This is a genomic window from Cyclobacterium xiamenense (assembly GCF_042140265.1).
GTDB classification, from domain to species: Bacteria; Bacteroidota; Bacteroidia; order Cytophagales; family Cyclobacteriaceae; genus Cyclobacterium; species Cyclobacterium xiamenense_A.
Genome location: NZ_CP159481.1, coordinates 4,873,288 through 4,891,631 on the forward strand (window position 1 = coordinate 4,873,288; position 18,344 = coordinate 4,891,631).

An 18,344-nucleotide genomic window follows, 5' to 3' on the forward strand; every position below is an offset into this window, starting at 1 on the left:
AAACATAATTTCTTCAAGTTTTGAGGCAGGTGCGCGGCTCATCTGCGCTGCCTCGAAATTGTTTGGTCTTCAGTCCGGTGGGGTATGCCAGTACCTCGCCGGATTTTTTTCTCATAGGCAATCAATTAAAAGGTGATGATTACTTCTTTACCCTTGGACTGATAGGTAAAGGGTTCGGAAAACTGGATTGCATCCAATACATTGATTAAGTTTTCGTGATTTTTAAAGGTACCCGTAAAACCACTGTCCTTTGGTATCGTTCCCCGCAGTTCGATGGTAACGCCGTACCACCTTTCCAAAATACGGATCAGCTTCAGAAAGGACACCTGCTCAAAATGTAGGATTCCTTCTTTCCAATACTGCACAGCGGTGAGGTCCGCATCAAACTTAGATATACCAGGCTCTGCTCCCCTGGTTAGCGCAAGCCCCTCTCCGGGTACCAATATTTCGGTTGCTTCCGATCCATTGATACCGGCTTCTATCCGACCACTGACCAATGCCACCGAAACGAGATCTTCCTCGGGGAAAGAACGTAGGTTGAAAGCCGTGCCCAGTACCCGGGTGCGCAGGGAATCGGCATGTACGGTAAAGGCATGAAGGCTATCTTCGGCTACTTCGAAATAGGCCTCCCCCTCCAAATGAACCTGCCGATTGGTAGCGAACCCTTTTGCATACTTTAGGGTGCTTTCTGAATTCAGGTAAACCCTGGAACCGTCCGGAAGATGAATGAGCGTCTTTTTGCCAGCAGGATTGCTTCTGACCACCCATTCCAAGGCGGGCACCTGAACAACAGGCGAAATCGGCATCGGCCGGGGCACATATAGGTAAAGTCCCAGACCCAGCAAAAGTAGCAAGGATGCCGCAGCTACCCACTTCCGCAGCGCAAACGCTTTTGGAGAAGCCAATTTTTTCGGTCTTTGTTGGACTTTGGACCCAAATTCCAAGCGCTGCATAACCGTACGTTTCAGTGCGGCATGCTGTTGCGGGGAAAGGGCCGGCAATTCCGCAGAATCACTGCGCTTCACCTCCCGATCGTACAGATCAGCGAAATAGCGGTCCGAACGTTTGCTTTTCAGCCATTTGGCCAATTTTTTTGCTTCCTGCCGCGACAGTCGGCCTTCTTGAAGTTTTTTGAGTAACGATTGGAACATAAATCCAGGCAATTCCTTTACTCTATAGTAGCCTGGACCGTAAGGAAATGCTTAAAAAAAAGTGAAAATTACATTTTTTTCAATTAGACCGCCTCATGGTAATCGATATCGAAAAAAAACGAATCAATTTATAAAAAATCAATGAAACTGATTCCTGTCCATACCAGTAGTTTATCAGTAGCCAGTTTGGATCGAAGTGTCTTATTTGCCTGGTACATGCGATTCTCTACCTTTCTTTTGGGTATTTTTAACCGCACTGCAATCTCGTCTATGGTTAACTGCTCTTTGTTTCTCAGTTCAAATACCTCACGTTGACCTTTTGGAAGCCTTGCGGACCATCGGTAGATCAGGGCAATGAAATCCTGAACTATCAACCCATTTTCCAACTCCAAGGGATCTGCCAGCGCAGAGCCTTCCGTTTCCAGCAGGACAAATACTTTTTCCAGCAGTAGTTTTTTCTTTTGTTTGATGCAATAAGACTTTGCGATCTTGTAGAGATAGGCATTTAGGTTTCGCTGATAATCCAACGTTTCCTTCTTTTCCCAAAGCTTTAAAAATACGTCCTGTATGATCCCTTCAGCATCTTCATGACCAAGACCAAATTTGCTGGCAAACCGGTATATTTGGCCAGCATACCGATCAAAAAGCAGGGCAAATGCCTTGCTGCTTCCGGCACGCAACTCCAGAATAAAGCGCTCATCTTTCACGTCCACTTGCCGCTTATCCATTTGGGTTTATTTTTTGAAAATAGCTCTCAAAGCTACTAGATTATCTGCCAATTGCAAATTCCTGCTATCCGTACGAAAAGTTCCCTGCCTTAACTATATTTGAACAAACTCGTGCAATAGCCGGTTTTTCAGGTTCGTCAGGAATCCAGATAATACAGGCATATTTTCCGCTTTCCTATGCGAATCTCTACCGATTCGGCACCTGCTACCGGCTCTCCATCAATGTGAAAGGGTGCATCGTCTGCGTTGAGCAGACGTACCGAAGAGCGACTCCATGTTTGTACGAAATCCAGGCCGTCCAGTTCTTTTTTTACCAATCCATAGGTCAGTTCCACCCATTCCTGCATGCCTTCGGGATTGAGTGCGATGATCTCAAATAAACCATCGTCCATGCGCCCATGCGGATTGATGGTCGCCCCGGTGCCGTATTTGGTGCCATTTGCAATTACCAGCATTTTGGCCGAAACCCACTCCTTTTTTGCTCCGGTATTTACCTCAAATCGGTAGGGTTTGAGTTCAAAAAAACTAGCCAGGGAATTCTTTAAATAGGCCGGCATTCCCCGCTCGTGCCCTTCCTCGAATTTACGTATCAGGTCCGCGTTAAACCCAAAATCGCACAGGTGCAGGCAAACCTGTCCGTTCACCTCCAGCAGGTCCATCGGTTTGCGGGTTCCGGACGCCAGACTCTTCAAACTGTCCTCCCAACTTTCAATACCCAGGCAGGTCGCCAGGCCATTGGCCGAACCAAAGGGTACAGGAACCAGGCAACAATCTTTTCCTTCCATCGCCTCGGCTACCATTTTTATAGTTCCGTCTCCACCGCCAACCAGGATCAACTCCCAGCTTACCTCGCCCAGTACCTTGGAGAGTTTTTCTTTATCCTGTTCGCCGGTAGTCTTCCAGATCCTAATGTCGTAGGACGGCAATTGATCGCATATGGACCGGACGATCTCATCTTTATGGGGCAGGTCCCCGGAAAATGGATTCACAACAAATAGTGCCGAGTGCTTCATGGTTCGGTTAGGTAAATAGGACGGGTACAGGAGGCCATATCAGGTGGACTCGGAACGCTTGAATGCATTAGACAGCCAAATGCTCCCGCGCATGAATCATGGCTTCGCGGGTAGTTTTCACCCAGGCAACTCTATGCGGCGGGAGCAGTTGATTCAATTTTTGTTCGCGCGCTGCATCCCCCTTTCGGACCTCTCGAATGTAGACTGCCTCAACTCTGTGCGGAAAGCGGCGAATAATCTCTGCGTACAATTCGGGATCATGCTGCCCGCTATCTCCAATCAGTAGGACTTGTTGCTCCGGAAAAAACTCTAACAGGAATTGGATTTTTTCCAATTTATGCGCGTGGTTCCCTCCGCCCGATTTCCAAATGTTTTTCAGATTTATGTGCCCATCTTTGAGCAAAATTGGGCCGACGGGAATATCTCGGTAAGATAGAAAGTCCTGGATGAGGTCGAATAGATTCCAATCGCTGCTGGAAACGTAGAATACAGGATATTCCCCGTTTGCCGTAAGCAAGCGGTAAAACTCACTTACTCCGGGAAAAGGCCGGCGTGTGTAGGCATTTTTGGACACCGACAACCACAGCTTTTCGCCGATATTTGTCGCCTTTGAAATGATTACCGTATCATCGATATCGGATATTACCGCCCGGGGGCATACCTTGCAAATCCAATGTATTCTTTTTTCTACCCAGTTCGTTTCCGGCACAAGCCCGCGTTCAGGAAGCAGCGAGAAGCGAACCGATTGGATGTCTCGCTTCTCTGCATCGGTAAACCGCAGCATCGTTTCGAACAGGCCTTCCGAATCGGTGGTCAATTCCCTCTGATGGTTTCCGTATGCGAGACAAACGGTCGCGTCCGGCACACTACTGCCGGCATACCGTCGCAGCGTAGCCAATAGGTTTTGCAGGGCTGTTTTTTTATCTGAGGGGCGACTTTGACGATAGCCCTCTACTACCCGGCCTTTTATAAACACCGACGTTTTATTCCCGATAACGAGGAAAATCTCCAGTCTCAGCCGGTTCAATTTCCCGAGTTTTCTTTTGAGTTTAGCGAATGCATAGCGAAAAGGACTCGACAACCATCTGAATACCAAGACGTGTTTCATGGGTTGACCCCTTCAAATCCCAGGCCAGCAGCAGTTCTAACCTTGGAAAAAGCGATATTTTTGTCCACAAAGAGTGAATTGTTGACCAACAAGGCATCGAAAAGGCTGGTTTCACGGGCGTTGATTAAAAACAACGAGCTTTCTCCCAGCTCAAATTTAACGCGTTCTCCTTCCAAAAGCCTTTCCAAGCCGGTGATATTATCCCGAAACGTAGCGATTTGCTGATTCAAAACCTGGTAATCGTTGAACCCCTGTTCCAGTTTTGCACGAAGCTGTTGGGATTTCAAATCCCGCTTGTTGCCAACCATGGAGATTTTGGTTTTGGTGAGTCCCAGGCCCCCTCTTGCTTTTCGCAAAAAAAGTGGCGTGGCTATTTCAACCCCAAATTTATAGTCGTTCTGCATAAATCCTACGCCTTCCATCCCGCCCAGGTTTTCTGTCAGGAAATTGTATTTTAACTTGACCGTGGGTTTCAATTGCTCAGCCTTGTAGCGGCGTTCGATCTCCAGGTGATCCAGGTCGTAATCCAACAGGCGCAACTCCGGGTGACGCACAACCAACTCCCGAAACACCTCCCTGTCTATACCCGCCGGATAATATTCCTCCAGTTCCTGCGGAATGACACCGGGTTCCAGGTAAATTGGGTTCTGTTCCATGTCCCACAGAAATACGTTCAGATCCTGTGTACTGGCGAAGAAACTGTTTTCGGCTTTTTGTAACCGGATGGTCCGGCTCAATACCTGCGTATACGCTTCAACGGTATCTATGGCCGGGAGATCCCCCTGTTCAAAGCTGGATTTGATGGCTTCGAAGCGGATAGAGGCCAATTTCAAGCCCTCCCTGCGAACTTCCAGATCGGCATAGCTGCCAGCCCATTTCCAATAAGCCTTGACCGCCTCCAGGTACAAGTCATTCAATACCTGCATGCGCTCCATCTCCGTGGATAAGGCAAAGATCTTTGCTTGTTGCAGACTTGCTCTACGCTCGTCAATAAAAAGTCCCTTGCCCAGGTTGACGGCTGCACCTATCGCGAAAAGTCCGCTTTCAGGGACGACGTTCTCTGAATTTAAGTATTCGCCGGTATTCCGCTCTACGACACCCTGTAGCTCCACCCCACCGAGTGTAGGTAGTAAAAGCCCCGCTTCCTGGTTATTGTAATACTCGGTATTCTTGAACTGCTTTTGGTCCATGTTTCCAAAGACCAGGGGATCGAAAGCGCCTCTGGCCGCCCGGAGTTCCTGCCGACCCAGGTCCAACGTTAAGTCCGCTTGTCTGGCCACCGGGTGGTAGTCTCTGACCCAAACCATAAAATCGGTATAGGAAAGGATTTCCTGAGCCTTCGCCGGAATACAGAGCCCCAGCAATACATTACCTAACAACAGCAATCGAAACATCATTTCGTCTGACTTTTCATTTCCCTCACTTCTTTTAATGTGTAATAATCCGGTGGGAATCCATTCATCTGTCGCCATATTTCGTACCAGACGGGAACGTCGTTGAGCAAGGCAATCCCGTCCGCTCCCGAGCCGATCCGCAATGCCTCTGGCCAGGGTTCCTCGTCGGGGTCAGGCACTACCAGTAAGCGGTATTGATTGTTTGCACTGGTGAAATTATCGATGGCATAAACCCGGCCCCCAAAGGTTCCATTGGAAAGTTGGGGCCATCCAGAAAAGACAATCGCGGGCCAACCATCAAAAATAAAACGGATCTTGTTTCCGACCTTGATCAGTGGCAAATCAATGGGGTCGATGTACATTTCGACGGCCAGTGAATAATTCTCCGGCATGATGCTGACGATTTCCGCCCCCTCTTTGATCGTCTCGCCCAAGCCCACCTGAATGGCTTGGGTGATGTAGCCCGATTGGGGAGCCAAGACGTAGTACATGCCCGATCGAACGGTATAGTTGGACAATTCATTCCTCAGTTTGGTCACCGTGGCCTCCGCATCGTATTGATTGGACAACGCGGTATACCGCTCTGCATTGACTTTTGCCAGTTTGTCCCGGAAATCATTGTCGATGGCGTTGAGCTCGATGGTAGCCATAATGACTCCATTTCTACTACTCAGTAGCTTGTTTTCAGCGCTTATTTTTTTGGCCTGAGACTCCTGAAGCTTGATCCTTCGGGCTTCAAGGTCGGTCAGCGATTTCAAGCCTTCTTCGTAAAGTTTCTCCATACGCTCGTACTGCCGCTCAGCCACTATCAGGTTTACCTTTTCCGCTTCGAGCATGATGCTATCCGAGAGCACACTTAATTGGGCCTGCTGCAGCTTGTTTTGGGCCTGTTCCTTCCGTAGTCGGTTGTTTTGTGCCAATGCCTGCAACTGATTTTCTTGCGCCTTGATTTTTTCTTCATAGGACTTCACGGAAAGCTCTTTGGCCCCCACCTGCATTCGGGTCCTGTCTACGAGTTCCGGGTCCATGTATTTATCCTTCACCTCTGAAAGAAACAAGATGGTATCTCCTTTTTGCACAAAATCCCCTTCTTGCACGTACCAACGCTCGATCCTACCCGGGATTACCGAGTGTACGGTTTGCGGCCGGTGTTCCGGTTTCAGGGCCGTCACCATTCCTTGCGACCGAAAATTCTGTGTCCAGGGAAGAAACAAAAATACGAACCCCGCCAAGAGCAAGTACAAAAGCACACGCACCCGTTTGCGACTGTGGTCATTGGGTATGGTCATCCGATAACTATCGAATAGAAAAGGATTGATGTATCCTTTTACGGAGTTTTTTGAAATATTAAGCATGGCTGTTAGTATTTTTTATTTTTTCTATACTGTTCAAAGGATTCAAAATTGCCCTCAAGTACGATTTTTCCTCCATCCAGCACCAGAATTTTGTCCGCTCTTCGGAGCAGGGCCTCGTCCGTAGAGACCGCCACCAGCGTCCAGGGACCCGAAAAAATATAATCCAGAACGGTACCTGCCTCTCGATCGTTGAGGTAATTCAACTCCTGCTCCAAAAGCAGGAGTTTCGGGTCGAAACACAAACTTCGGGCTAGAATTAGTTTACTGATGGTGGCATTACTCAGGTGCTTTCCTTCCGGCAAAAGTTGGGTTTCCAAATCGTCCTTGAGTGCGTAAATGTAATCGCTGAGTCCTACCACTTGCAAAACCTCACGGATTTTTGTTTCCGATACAGCTTCGTTCCCAACCGTGATGTTCTCACGAATGCTGCCATGAAAAATGGACTGGCGGGAAAGACTGTCCCCAATCATGGAGCGGAGCTTTTCCAAAGCCAGGGTCTCGAGGGGGAGTTTGTTGATGATAATATTGCCCTTGTAATCCTCGATCAAGCCAGCCATTAACTGCAGGAAAGAACTTTTTCCCGAGCCGCTCTCTCCCGTAACGACTACTTTCTCTCCAGCCTTTATGCGCACATTAATGTCCTGGAGGTTAGGGAATTTTTTATCCAGAGGGTGGAATGTCAGGTCCTTAAATTCGTAGGTCAATCCGGGATTCGATTCACCGAATGCCTTGTCTATCCCCTCTGATCGCTCCAGGTCCAGATCCATTACCAACCCAAGCTTTTCCGTGGCGGTAAGCGTGTCGTAGACAGTTTCCAGACTCAGGATAAGTTTCTCTACCGAATTAATGATCAATACAATGATGATCTCCGCGGCCACAAACTGGCCGATACTAATTTCATTGTTCATCAGTAATAAACTACCGGCCACCAGCAAGGTCACGATGATCAATACCTTGAAACCAATCATGATTTTGTATTGGAAAATCAGAACAGCAAAATGCGAGTTTCTGAATTCCAGGTATTTCCCGATCAACTTATCCACCCGCTTAAAGGGCAGGGGCGAGAAACCAGAAAGCTTAAAAGTGCCCAAGGTACGCGCAATTTCCTCCAGCCAGTAGGCCACTTCGTATTTCGCGGAAGACTCCTTCAGGCTGGTAGCCATGCCTTTGGGACTGGTATACCTGAATATAAGATATAAAATAAGCACCAACATGACTGAAAAAACGATAAAGAACGGATGGTAAATCGCCAACAAAATCAGGCCAAAAAAGACCTGAAGAGATGCCGTACTGAAATCGATCAGCAATTTGGATAGCCCTTTTTGTAAGTTAATGGTATCAAAAAAACGGTTTACCAATTCGGGGGCAAATTTCCCACGAAGTGCTTCGGTCTTAATGCGAGGCAGCCGGTAGGCAAATTCCATGGACGATTTACCAAAAACCCGCTGCTGCAATTTCTCCGAAAGGTACAATTGGCTGATTTGAAGGTAGCCTCCAAAGATCACCCCCAAGGCCACTATCACCACAAGTAGCACCCAAGAGGTCGTCAGCCGGCCCCCCAGGATAAAATTAAGGATGGCCTGTATCCCCAGGGGTAGGGAAAGGGAAACCAACCCGTTGAGGACCGCATAAAAATAGATTGCATATATCTCCTTTTTTTCTTCCCTTAACAAACTAAAGAATCGTTTAAGGGGGGTATTGATTAAATCTTCATTCATCTTTTAATGTTTTAAATACCAGATCGAAGTAAAAACCCATTTTTTGATCGGACTTGAGCCCGGATTCGGTCATTTTAGGCATGTGCCTGAGAAAAAAGGCATGTAATAGCGTCGATTCTACCAGTGTGGTGACCAGGGTTTTGGGATAGGAATACCTTGGGTTTATCTCTTTGATTATCTGTGCGATTCGGTCGGTCAACCGGTAAAATTGCGTAAACAAGCCGTTGCTATTCTCCGCGTCAATCTCTTTTGTCAAAAAGGCCTTGTACGATTCCTCAGTGACCAGTACCCGGAGTTTCTGTATGTCTATGTACACATTTTCCTTGTATACCGGCCCTTCGACCAACAACTGAATGGCGACCCTCATTTTGTCCCTGGGGTCGTGTAAGTTCGCGGTAACAAACACAAGGTTGTGCTCCAACCATCCCCAGTACCAATTCGTAAGGTACAGCAATAGTTTGTGTTTATTTTCAAAATACCGGTAAATAGCTGCCTCGGTGCTACCTACCTTTTCCGATAGCTTCTTAAAATTAAATCCTTCCATTCCCAGGGTCTCGATCAATTCGGTCCCCTCTTGGATGATTCGCTTCCCCAAATCCGAACTCAACGGGTCTTTAAGGTAAATTTCTTGATTGACCGGAACAACAATTTGTGTTAAAATTTGCTCCATTTAGATGTAAAGTATTACTATATGAAACCTTATACGAACCAACAAAAAGTAAGTTTTACTTACTTGCAAAAATTTTAAAAAAATCCGGGACTGCTGAACCGCCGGTAGATGCAACGAGTAGACAAACGTTGACAAGGCTATTTCTGGGGTTCGTAGCTGATTTTACCTACCCCGTACAGGTACAGTACCTTAGAAATCCGAAGCATGATCGGTAGCAAAAGAATGTTGAAAAACAGCACCGATAAAATATAGGCCATTAGCTCCGGATCATCAAAGAGGACATTGAGGGCGACCATCACGGAAATAAACAATGCAACCGATAGCGCGTAGCTGACATACATGGCCCCGTAATAGAAATCCGGCTCGGGAACTAACTCCACCCCACAATGCGGACAGTTCTGGTTTACTTCGGTCAGCTTTCTAAAACTGTACAGGGACACGGGAAAAATGGATCCCTTTCTGCATCTGGGGCATTTTGCGGTAAAAATTGCTTTCGTGAGACTCGTTTCTTTTTCCATTGGTTGCTTGTATTATCGGATTTCATCCAGGTCATAATCCTTTCCTTTGCCCCATCGCAACAACTCTTCCAACTCGTAGTATTCCAGGGTATCCAGGTCTTTTACCCGAAAATTCTCCCTGCCGGTTCGCTCCATGATTTCGAGGAACCGAACCTCTCCGTAGTTGACCAGCCGATAAACACGGCCTACACGGATGTTATCAATTGCAAGTGGCATGGATCGTTCGTGTTGTGGGTTGGTTTTTGAAAGGTATTTTTTTTGCTAGTTTACCGTCTTTACTCCAACAGCTTCGAAGAAAATTTGTTCTTTTTCTGTTTGAATCGCGGATATATCGGAATCGCTTTGACCGGCATCCCTGGCATAATGGCGTTGTTGTTCTATTCCTACGCGCTGACTCCTCGCATTTCCCTTTAACAGTACCTCTTTTCCCGCCAATTCGCCCGGAACAAAAAACGAATATTCCTTGAAGGTCACCCTCAGGATGTCCTTATTGGGCAATTCCATCGTCATCCAACAGCCCTTGTTCGCGCATACTTCCAATACCCTGCCGGTCACAAGCCCGTGAAACTGTCCCTGCTCGCGCACCTCTTGCTGCATTTCACTGAGCGACGTGGTCAAACGATCCGAAAACTCCTCCCCGTAGCTACCTGTAGGGGCCGTCTCGGCCCGGTTATTTTGCGAGGTACTGGTACAAGCCGCAAGTAGAGACAATACCAAGGCATAAGTACGAACGAATGACTTTATCGGTTGGAGAATTGCACGATCCATGGATACAAAGGTATACGCATTCCCGATTTTTTACCAGTTTCTGATCCCGAAAGTTATTTTAGAGGATTACCTGCAAATTCCCTGATAATCTATTAATTTTGCAACTCATAAAAATTTTGCTGAAAAATGACCGTCACAAAAAAATTCATAATTGATTTTGACAGTACGTTTACAAAGGTGGAAGCCCTGGATATTTTGGGAGAAATAAGCCTGAAAGATGACCCTGATAAAGCCAAGAAATTACAGGCAATCAAAGATATCACGGATCAAGGCATGGAGGGAAAGCTTACGTTTCGGGAGAGCCTGGTTCAGCGGTTGGACATCCTTGATGCAAATAAAGAGCAAATTAGCGCGTTGATCACCGCTTTAAAGAAAAAAGTTTCCGATTCTTTTCAAAGAAATAAGGAATTCCTGAAAGAAAATGCCGATGATATTTTTATCATTTCCAATGGATTCAAAGATTTTGTAGTTCCGATTGTTACGGACTACGGCATCAAGCCGGAAAATGTCTTTGCCAACGAGTTTGTTTACGATGAATCGGGAAAGATCTCCGGCTTTAACGAGGAAAACCCGCTTTCGAAAAACAATGGAAAACCGGAAACCATTCGCAGCCTGAAACTGGAGGGCGACATCTACGTGATTGGAGACGGCTACACCGATTACGAAATAAAAGCCTCAGGTGTGGCCAACAAATTTTACGCATTTACAGAAAACGTACATCGACCGTCAGTTTCTTCGAAAGCCGACCATATTGCGCCGAGTTTGGATGAGATTTTATATGTTAACAAAATGAATAAAAAATTCTCTTACCCAAAGAGCAGGATAAATGTTTTGCTTTTGGAAAACGTGCATCCGATCGGCATCGAATTGATGAAGCAAGAGGGGTACAATGTAGAAGTGATCAGTTCTGCCCTTTCCGAAGAAGAGCTGGCAGAGAAGATAAAAAAAGTATCCATATTAGGTATCCGATCCAAAACGCAGGTTACTGCCAAAGTGTTGGAAAATGCCCATCGGCTGATAGCTATCGGAGCCTTTTGCATCGGGACCAACCAGATCGATTTGGAAACTTGTCAGGAGAAGGGCATCGCGGTATTCAATGCTCCGTTTAGCAATACTCGTTCGGTAGTAGAGTTAGCCATTGCCGAGATCATTTTCCTCATGCGGGGTCTCACCGATAAAATCAGCAGCATGCATCAGGGAAAATGGGACAAGAGCGCCACGGGTAGTTTCGAAATCCGGGGTAAAAAACTGGGCATTATTGGCTATGGCAACATCGGCTCTCAGCTTTCTGTATTGGCAGAAAACATGGGACTCGATGTGTATTATTACGATGTGATCGAGCGGCTTGCACTTGGAAATGCAACAAAAATTGACTCGCTGGAAGAATTACTGCGGACCTGCGACGTGATTAGCTTGCATGTGGACGGTCGGAAAGAAAACGCCATGCTCATAGATCGGGAGAAACTGGCGCTGATGAAAAGAGGCTCCTACCTCATCAACCTTAGCCGGGGCCACGTGGTGGATGTGCCTGCGTTGAAAGAAGCATTGGAAAAAAAGCATCTCGCAGGAGCAAGTATTGACGTTTTTCCAACCGAGCCCAAAAACAATTCCGAGCCCTTTGTATCGGAACTTATCGGACTCCCCAATACCCTTCTAACACCGCATATTGGGGGCAGTACCCTGGAAGCGCAGGAAAACATCGCACGCTTTGTTCCCGGAAAAATCATCGAATACATCAACACGGGAAACACTTTTAATAGCGTAAACTTTCCAAATATCCAGTTGCCCTTCCTCCAGGATGCGCATCGATTGATCCACATTCATTTAAACGAACCCGGTATCATGGCCCGAATCAACCGGGTTCTTGCGGATTGTTCGATCAATATCGTTGGTCAATATTTGAAAACCAACGAAAAAATTGGCTATGTGATCACGGACATAGACAAAGCGTACAGCTCCAAAGTAATCGACGAACTCAAAGCGCTTGAAGGGACCATCCGGTTCCGGGTATTGTACTAATCCTAGCAGTCATTCTTTCCGGAGGCCGCCGCTGCGGCCTCTTTTTTTCGTCTGCTTCGGGTAGTGAGGGACTTCCATGCACCTGTCTCGTAGTGAAGAAGGAAGGGCTCGGTCCGGTAGATCGTTTTTTTTCTTGATGACGTATCGGTTTTTTTCCGATGTATTCAAAAACAAGATCTATCGTCATGAAAAAAACGCTACTTTCATCACTATTACTCCTTTTTCTGTGTCAAGGTGTACATTCTCAGGGGCGACTCAGTTACTACACACCCACCCATTATCTCGGTCTTTTCTCGCTGGAAACGACTTCTGCCAGGGCCTCCGGAATGGGGCTCACTTACCTTACCCTGGATGGCATTGATCATGCCTTTAACAACCCGGCAAGTATTGGGCTTACCAACCCCAAAATTAGTAGCCACCTCAACTATGCAAACGGGGGACAAACCCGCATCAATTCACACTTCCCATTCCTTGGCCTTACCTACCGTATCAATGAGAAGTTAAACCTTGGGTTCAGCGGATTCAAATGGATCGACAACCAAACAATCTGGACTACCGATATTAGTGGGAGTTCCATTTCTGTGGACAAGCGGGAACAAAACATGGTATCGGTAACCGGTGCCTACGAGGTCATTGAGGACCTGTACCTGGGGGCATCCGGCGTCTATCTCTACGAGGAGGGCGTACCGGGACACATTACGTCGAATGACTTTATCGTCAATGTAGGCGCACTCTACGAAAAAAACGTAGAATGGATCAAGGTCGGAAACCTGACCAATCAAAAATTCAGGGTAGCGAGCAGCCTGGTCAATGCGGCCATGAATAACCGAACCGAGCAGACATACGAGGACTTGTTAAATTTCCGTTCCATGATCATCTTTTTATCGGCCGGTGCTTTTTATCATTTTTCGCTTCCCCTGGCAAGCCGACTTGTAGAGGGAAAGAAATTTTTTGATCAAAGCTCCCAGCAGCTAGACCTCGGCCTACACCTGCAATTCCGGGACGAACTACCGGGAAAAGATCCTTATAATACCCAGGGGTATACCAGTGCTTTTGGAGCGGGCACAGAGGCCTGGTTTTTTAACACCATAGGATTACGGATGGGATATTATTTCGAAAAGCGACCCAAAGGCACCCGACCGGAGGGAGGGGCTTGGGTTTCTACAGACAAATCCGGCTTTACCTGGGGATACGGTGTGAGGCTACCGCTGTACCGGTGGAGTGAGGGACAGTTCCCGTTCAATACCGAAGTGAATTTTGTTACCGGTCGAATTCTAAATGCAATTAGAAAAGACTTTTCCCACCGTCCACCAATCGGCGAAAACAATTTCTTATTTTCCGCGGGTTTAAATTTGCAATGGATTCCTTAAGGGATGCGCGTTTTATGAAAACGAAGGAACTAATTGGGAAGGTGCGCATTTTTAACACGAACAGCCGGGAGGAATGAAAAAAAGCAGATAGGCCTGCAGGCCGGAAACCTGGCTTTCGGTTCCGATCGATGGGCGCCTGGCTAAAAAACGTCTCATTCCCAAAAGTATCCCGGTACAATGACAAAAGGGAGGCCGCAAAGCGGTCTCCCTTTAATACGGTCCGGTTCCAGGAGTGTTACAAACCTCCGATATGACAGGATTTGAGCTGCACCTTCTTCGCAACCTTCCACTGTTAACCTGCATTCCAGAGGAACACGAGGTCTTTCACAAGGAAAGATGAGGCCTGGTTTTGAAGCAGTGCTTCACTCGGCATTTTAATCAACTTGTGAAGTTCGAACATGTCGCTGAACCGAACCTTGGGACAAATATACAACCTATTCCAACAAACCTCAAATTCGTCTCGGAATAGCAGCTCTCGCATAAACAACGAACTTCCCGAAAACAACCTTTTGGAAAAATTTCATGTAAATTGCGATCAAAATCAACGAAATTTAGATTGTTTTGACATTTTATTTTACTAATTTAAACCTTATGGTTTTTTTAAAAAACCAGGAGCGTGACTGTAACGGCTTAATCCGAAGGAATTCATTTAGTTAACCAAAAGGAATGTATCAAATCAAAAAAATCATTGTTTGTCTGGACCAAACCGAGATGGACAAAACTCTGGTGAAATTTGCCGCATTTATCGCTAGGGCCAACCAATCGAAAAAGATTTACTTCACCAATGTGATTCGAAACCTGTCAATTCCGAAGGATATCCTCGCCGAGTTTCCCAATCTAATTAGCAACATGGTAGAAGAAAGAAAGGACGAAATGAAACGGGTTGTATCGGAACATTTCGACCCGGATCTTTCGTTGAGCAGCTCCTATATTGTCAAGGAAGGGCAGCTGTCGAAAAAAATATTAAAGCTTGCCAATGAAAAATCGGCAGACATGATTCTCGTTGGAAGAAAAACTTCTATCCCCGGATCGGGGGTGGTATCCCAGCGCCTGGCAAGACGGGCCTCTTGTTCCCTATTGATCGTTCCCGAAAATTGCCAGCCTAAAATCAAAAAAATCCTGGTACCCAGTGATTTCTCGGATTACTCAAAAGACGCGCTGGAAGAAGCAATCGAAATTGCCGAAAAAAGCGAGCGAAAATTAGAGATCGTTTGTCAAAACGTGTATGCGGTACCGTCAGGTTATCATTTTACAGGGAAATCCTACGAGGAGTTTAGCCAGATCATGTTGGAAAATGCAGAAATAAATTACAAAAAATTTATCCGGAAAATCGACACCAAGTCCATAAAAATCAAACCGCTTTATACCAAAGATCAGGACGATGATCCGGTAGAGGACATCATCCAAAAGGCGTTGGAAATAAAAGCGGACATCATCATCATTGGGGCCAAAGGCAGAACGGCCGCAACGGCTCTTTTTATCGGCAGTCTGGCCGAACGCCTGATTCAGATGAACGACAAAGTACCCCTACTCGTAACCCGTCCCAAAGGAAAAAATGCAGGTATCCTTGAGTACATTTTAGAGATATAGTCCCTTTCACATACAGAAAAACATTGTTTAGGACTTTAAAAATATATTTCATAACTTTAATCTCGTAATCAAAATCACTTTCAATTATGAAATTCCTAGTCTCTTTTTCATTGTTTCTGATCCTTTCACTAATCGGCCTGAATGTCCAGGCTCAGCTTCTGAAAAGGTTGAAAAATGCAGCTTCCGAGGGCGTAGCCCGCGCGGTTGAGCGAACGGTTGAAAAAGAAGTAGCGAAAGCCACTCAGCGGCAATTGGAGAAAGCATTTAGCAATCTTTACGGCGATCTGGGGGAAGTGGAAGGGGGTGCTCCGGGAGAAACGTACGATTACAGCAAAATCATGCGTTCGATCAACATGAACGTGGAAACGGAAAGTGCTTACGAATTTTCCGGGGTTGCCGTCATGGAGATACAAAGCACCGACGAAAATGGAAAAACCAACGAACCCATCGTCTTCAATTCGCTTCTTTCTGAAAATCCAGACTACTTTGGAATGGAGTACATCGACAACGAAAACAAAAAATCCACTGAAAAATCCGTGATCATCATGGACCATAAAAACAAAGCAACGGTCATGCTCATGGAAAACGACGAAGAAAAATCCAGCATGGCATTTTCCATCGACTGGGGAGGCATGATGGAAGCAGTGGAATCCGATCCCAGCACTGAAATGGAATCGTTTGATGCTTCGAATATCACGTTTGAGAAAACCGGAAACACGAAGGACATACTGGGTTACACCTGTGAAGAATACCGGGTCGCCAGTGAAGATTCCGAGGGCACCTACTGGATCAGCCAGGAACCGATTGCGGGATTGGAGTCCTTTTGGAGCAAAAACAGCCCCTTGATCACCAAAAAAATGAAAGAAGAAAACCGGGAGTATTTTAATAATCTACCGAAAGGAAATATCCTTGAAATGGATTTTTCCAGCACGGAAGATAAAAGCAGTTCGCAAATGAAAATGATTGAAATTGATACGAAGCAACCCAATCGTTTTGAATTGGCGGATTATCCCAATGTCATGAGAAGCGAAAATTAATTTTTTGAATGGTTGTTTCAATTATTGTAGCCAGGGCTGCCAATAACGCGATAGGGATTGACGGAGATTTGCCCTGGCACCTGCCTTCGGATCTTAGTCATTTTAAACGTACCACCTCCGGCCACCACGTCATCATGGGGCGAAAGACCTTTGTTTCCCTGGGAAAACCCCTTCCCGGAAGAACGCACATCGTGGTGACCCGAAACCCTGAGTTTGAGGTACCTGACGGGCACTTCGTTGCCCACAACCTGGACGAGGCATTATCCATAGCCGACTCGGAGGGTGTGAAACGGGTATTTGTGTTGGGTGGTGCAGAGATTTACCGGGAAGCCCTCCCCCAGGCAGACGAAATGATCATTACAGAAATAGAAACCCAACCAGAAGCCGACACTTTTTTTCCTACATTTGATCCGGAAGACTGGAAGGTCGTAGATAAAATCAGGGTAGAGAAAAGCGAAAAAAACCCCTACACCCATACCTTCGTTACCTACAAACGAAAATAGTGCCTTAGCAGTCCCGATAAACCTGGCCGGGAATAAATTTTGAAAACAAATCCATATCCCTATGCGGAAACTTTTTATTTTTGGCCCATAAACGATACCCCCTCCTTATGCATCAATCTGTAAATGCAGAAATTATTTCCATAGGTGACGAACTACTTTATGGGCAAATAATGGATACCAACAGCAAGTGGCTCAGTGAAGAAATGGATAAAATAGGCATCCGGGTGGTCCGTAGGACCACCGTAGGTGACGAGGAAAAATCCTTGCTGGAGGCGTTTAATGCCGCCTCTCGCAGGGCAGACATTATCCTGATGACTGGCGGCTTGGGCCCGACCAAGGATGACTTAACCAAACAGCTCCTTGCCAAGTACTTTAAAAGCGACCTGATCCTATTCCCGGACGCCCTGGAAGATGTCCGTAAGCTATTTCAAAGCAGGGGAAGGGAATTAACTGTCACCAATCGGGGACAGGCTTACCTGCCCTCCAACTGCACCTACATCCGCAATGCCGTGGGAACCGCTCCAGGCATGTGGTTTGAAGAAGCTGGTAAAATCTGGATGTCCATGCCGGGCGTGCCCCATGAGATGAAATACCTGATGGAGCATGAAGTTATCCCCCGGCTGAAAAAAGCCTATCAGTTGCCCGTGATTTACCACAAATTGATCCGAACTGTTGGCATCGGCGAAAGCTGGCTTTCCGATAAGATTTCGGACTGGGCAGATAAGCTTCCTGACCACATCCGACTGGCCTATCTGCCTTCCCTGGGAGAAGTAAAACTTCGACTCACCGGGTTTGGTACCGAACAGGATCGCATTGTCAGAGAAGTAGAGGAGCAAATTGAGCGGCTGAAACCGCTTATTCCCCAATACATTTATGGGTACAATCAGGAAACACTGCCCGTAGCAATCGGGCATTTGTTGACCCAACGTAAGGAAACGCTTGCACTTGCCGAAAGCTGTACCGGAGGCTATATTTCTCACCTCATAACAGGGATTGCAGGCTCCAGCAACTACTTCAACGGTGGAATGATTCCCTATCACAATGCCTACAAAGAGGAGGTTTTGGGCGTTTCCGGAGAGGTTTTGGCCCGTGAGGGCGCCGTGAGCGAAGCAACGGTTATCGAAATGGCAAGGCAGGTCCGAGAGAAATTCTCGGCCAGCTATGGCCTGTCCTCTAGTGGCATCGCGGGTCCGGGAGGCGGTACCGCCGAAAAACCGGTAGGTTTGGTATGGATTGCCTGTCACGATGGAAGCCGCTACGTTACGAGAAAACTGCAACTCACCCAGGACCGAACGGTAAACATTCACCTAACGGCAATCGCTGCGCTAAATCTGTTAAGGCAGACCATTTTAAAGGAAGCCGAATAAAATTTAAAGGCTTTCCTTTTGCAAAGCAGTTCCTA

17 protein-coding genes are annotated in these 18,344 nt (G+C 46.6%); 6 read left to right on the forward strand and 11 right to left on the reverse strand.

The window, feature by feature from the left end:
• Window positions 1-125 precede the first annotated feature (125 nt).
• The 11 genes from ABWH99_RS19805 to ABWH99_RS19855 form a co-directional block, all read right to left on the reverse strand.
• The gene (locus ABWH99_RS19805; RefSeq protein WP_375583534.1) at window positions 126-1,151 is read right to left on the reverse strand and encodes a FecR family protein; all 1,026 of its coding nucleotides are present in this window, start codon (window positions 1,149-1,151) and stop codon (window positions 126-128) included.
• Window positions 1,152-1,279: 128 nt separating this feature from the next.
• Window positions 1,280-1,879 (reverse strand): RNA polymerase sigma factor, encoded by a 600-nt coding sequence (locus ABWH99_RS19810; protein WP_375583535.1) that lies wholly within the window; start codon window positions 1,877-1,879, stop codon window positions 1,280-1,282.
• Window positions 1,880-2,016: 137 nt separating this feature from the next.
• Window positions 2,017-2,892 (reverse strand): diacylglycerol/lipid kinase family protein, encoded by an 876-nt coding sequence (locus tag ABWH99_RS19815; RefSeq protein ID WP_375583536.1) that lies wholly within the window; start codon window positions 2,890-2,892, stop codon window positions 2,017-2,019.
• 67 nt (window positions 2,893-2,959) lie between these two features.
• Window positions 2,960-4,000: a phosphatase domain-containing protein gene (locus tag ABWH99_RS19820; RefSeq protein WP_375583537.1), complete on the reverse strand. Its 1,041-nt coding sequence runs from the start codon at window positions 3,998-4,000 to the stop codon at window positions 2,960-2,962.
• Window positions 3,997-5,397 carry a TolC family protein gene (locus ABWH99_RS19825; RefSeq protein ID WP_375583538.1) on the reverse strand — a complete coding sequence of 467 codons (1,401 nt, stop codon included), beginning with the start codon at window positions 5,395-5,397 and terminating at the stop codon, window positions 3,997-3,999. The genes ABWH99_RS19820 and ABWH99_RS19825 overlap by 4 nt, the downstream gene beginning before the upstream one ends.
• On the reverse strand, window positions 5,394-6,749 hold the full coding sequence (locus tag ABWH99_RS19830) for an HlyD family secretion protein (RefSeq protein WP_375583539.1): 1,356 nt from the start codon (window positions 6,747-6,749) through the stop codon (window positions 5,394-5,396). The genes ABWH99_RS19825 and ABWH99_RS19830 overlap by 4 nt, the downstream gene beginning before the upstream one ends.
• A gap of 5 nt (window positions 6,750-6,754) precedes the next feature.
• The gene (locus tag ABWH99_RS19835) at window positions 6,755-8,467 is read right to left on the reverse strand and encodes a peptidase domain-containing ABC transporter (protein WP_375583540.1); all 1,713 of its coding nucleotides are present in this window, start codon (window positions 8,465-8,467) and stop codon (window positions 6,755-6,757) included.
• Window positions 8,460-9,137 carry a TetR/AcrR family transcriptional regulator gene (locus ABWH99_RS19840; protein ID WP_375583541.1) on the reverse strand — a complete coding sequence of 226 codons (678 nt, stop codon included), beginning with the start codon at window positions 9,135-9,137 and terminating at the stop codon, window positions 8,460-8,462. Before ABWH99_RS19840 ends, ABWH99_RS19835 begins: the two co-directional genes overlap by 8 nt.
• A gap of 137 nt (window positions 9,138-9,274) precedes the next feature.
• Window positions 9,275-9,655 carry a DUF983 domain-containing protein gene (locus ABWH99_RS19845; protein WP_375583542.1) on the reverse strand — a complete coding sequence of 127 codons (381 nt, stop codon included), beginning with the start codon at window positions 9,653-9,655 and terminating at the stop codon, window positions 9,275-9,277.
• Window positions 9,656-9,667: 12 nt separating this feature from the next.
• Window positions 9,668-9,871, reverse strand: a complete 204-nt coding sequence (locus ABWH99_RS19850; RefSeq protein WP_375583543.1) for a hypothetical protein — start codon at window positions 9,869-9,871, stop codon at window positions 9,668-9,670.
• Window positions 9,872-9,916: 45 nt separating this feature from the next.
• A complete protein-coding gene (locus ABWH99_RS19855) occupies window positions 9,917-10,423 on the reverse strand; it encodes a DUF4920 domain-containing protein (protein WP_375583544.1) in 507 nt (168 codons plus the stop codon).
• Between the two features lie 126 nt (window positions 10,424-10,549).
• Between ABWH99_RS19855 and serA the strand changes: the two genes are divergently transcribed.
• From serA to ABWH99_RS19885, 6 genes are all read left to right on the forward strand, one after another.
• Complete coding sequence (serA, locus tag ABWH99_RS19860; protein WP_375583545.1) at window positions 10,550-12,442, forward strand: phosphoglycerate dehydrogenase; 1,893 nt, start codon at window positions 10,550-10,552, stop codon at window positions 12,440-12,442.
• Between the two features lie 185 nt (window positions 12,443-12,627).
• Entirely contained in the window at window positions 12,628-13,812 is a 1,185-nt protein-coding gene (locus tag ABWH99_RS19865) for a hypothetical protein (RefSeq protein ID WP_375583546.1), read from the forward strand.
• A gap of 666 nt (window positions 13,813-14,478) precedes the next feature.
• Window positions 14,479-15,402, forward strand: coding sequence for a universal stress protein (locus ABWH99_RS19870; RefSeq protein ID WP_375583547.1), 924 nt, complete (start codon window positions 14,479-14,481; stop codon window positions 15,400-15,402).
• A gap of 86 nt (window positions 15,403-15,488) precedes the next feature.
• On the forward strand, window positions 15,489-16,439 hold the full coding sequence (locus ABWH99_RS19875) for a DUF4412 domain-containing protein (protein ID WP_375583548.1): 951 nt from the start codon (window positions 15,489-15,491) through the stop codon (window positions 16,437-16,439).
• Window positions 16,440-16,447: 8 nt separating this feature from the next.
• Window positions 16,448-16,942, forward strand: coding sequence for a dihydrofolate reductase (locus ABWH99_RS19880; RefSeq protein WP_375583549.1), 495 nt, complete (start codon window positions 16,448-16,450; stop codon window positions 16,940-16,942).
• A 107-nt stretch (window positions 16,943-17,049) separates the two neighbouring features.
• Complete coding sequence (locus ABWH99_RS19885) at window positions 17,050-18,309, forward strand: competence/damage-inducible protein A (protein ID WP_375583550.1); 1,260 nt, start codon at window positions 17,050-17,052, stop codon at window positions 18,307-18,309.
• Window positions 18,310-18,344: the final 35 nt, after the last annotated feature.

What these genes read in the sequence shown, in the direction of transcription:
- ABWH99_RS19805 (WP_375583534.1), bottom strand. Translation starts at nt 1,151, where the DNA reads ATGTTCCAATCGTTACTCAAAAAACTTCAAGAAGGCCGACTGTCGCGG.
- ABWH99_RS19810 (WP_375583535.1), bottom strand. Translation starts at nt 1,879, where the DNA reads ATGGATAAGCGGCAAGTGGACGTGAAAGATGAGCGCTTTATTCTGGAG.
- ABWH99_RS19815 (WP_375583536.1), bottom strand. Translation starts at nt 2,892, where the DNA reads ATGAAGCACTCGGCACTATTTGTTGTGAATCCATTTTCCGGGGACCTG.
- ABWH99_RS19820 (WP_375583537.1), bottom strand. Translation starts at nt 4,000, where the DNA reads ATGAAACACGTCTTGGTATTCAGATGGTTGTCGAGTCCTTTTCGCTAT.
- ABWH99_RS19825 (WP_375583538.1), bottom strand. Translation starts at nt 5,397, where the DNA reads ATGATGTTTCGATTGCTGTTGTTAGGTAATGTATTGCTGGGGCTCTGT.
- ABWH99_RS19830 (WP_375583539.1), bottom strand. Translation starts at nt 6,749, where the DNA reads ATGCTTAATATTTCAAAAAACTCCGTAAAAGGATACATCAATCCTTTT.
- ABWH99_RS19835 (WP_375583540.1), bottom strand. Translation starts at nt 8,467, where the DNA reads ATGAATGAAGATTTAATCAATACCCCCCTTAAACGATTCTTTAGTTTG.
- ABWH99_RS19840 (WP_375583541.1), bottom strand. Translation starts at nt 9,137, where the DNA reads ATGGAGCAAATTTTAACACAAATTGTTGTTCCGGTCAATCAAGAAATT.
- ABWH99_RS19845 (WP_375583542.1), bottom strand. Translation starts at nt 9,655, where the DNA reads ATGGAAAAAGAAACGAGTCTCACGAAAGCAATTTTTACCGCAAAATGC.
- ABWH99_RS19850 (WP_375583543.1), bottom strand. Translation starts at nt 9,871, where the DNA reads ATGCCACTTGCAATTGATAACATCCGTGTAGGCCGTGTTTATCGGCTG.
- ABWH99_RS19855 (WP_375583544.1), bottom strand. Translation starts at nt 10,423, where the DNA reads ATGGATCGTGCAATTCTCCAACCGATAAAGTCATTCGTTCGTACTTAT.
- serA (WP_375583545.1), top strand. Translation starts at nt 10,550, where the DNA reads ATGACCGTCACAAAAAAATTCATAATTGATTTTGACAGTACGTTTACA.
- ABWH99_RS19865 (WP_375583546.1), top strand. Translation starts at nt 12,628, where the DNA reads ATGAAAAAAACGCTACTTTCATCACTATTACTCCTTTTTCTGTGTCAA.
- ABWH99_RS19870 (WP_375583547.1), top strand. Translation starts at nt 14,479, where the DNA reads ATGTATCAAATCAAAAAAATCATTGTTTGTCTGGACCAAACCGAGATG.
- ABWH99_RS19875 (WP_375583548.1), top strand. Translation starts at nt 15,489, where the DNA reads ATGAAATTCCTAGTCTCTTTTTCATTGTTTCTGATCCTTTCACTAATC.
- ABWH99_RS19880 (WP_375583549.1), top strand. Translation starts at nt 16,448, where the DNA reads ATGGTTGTTTCAATTATTGTAGCCAGGGCTGCCAATAACGCGATAGGG.
- ABWH99_RS19885 (WP_375583550.1), top strand. Translation starts at nt 17,050, where the DNA reads ATGCATCAATCTGTAAATGCAGAAATTATTTCCATAGGTGACGAACTA.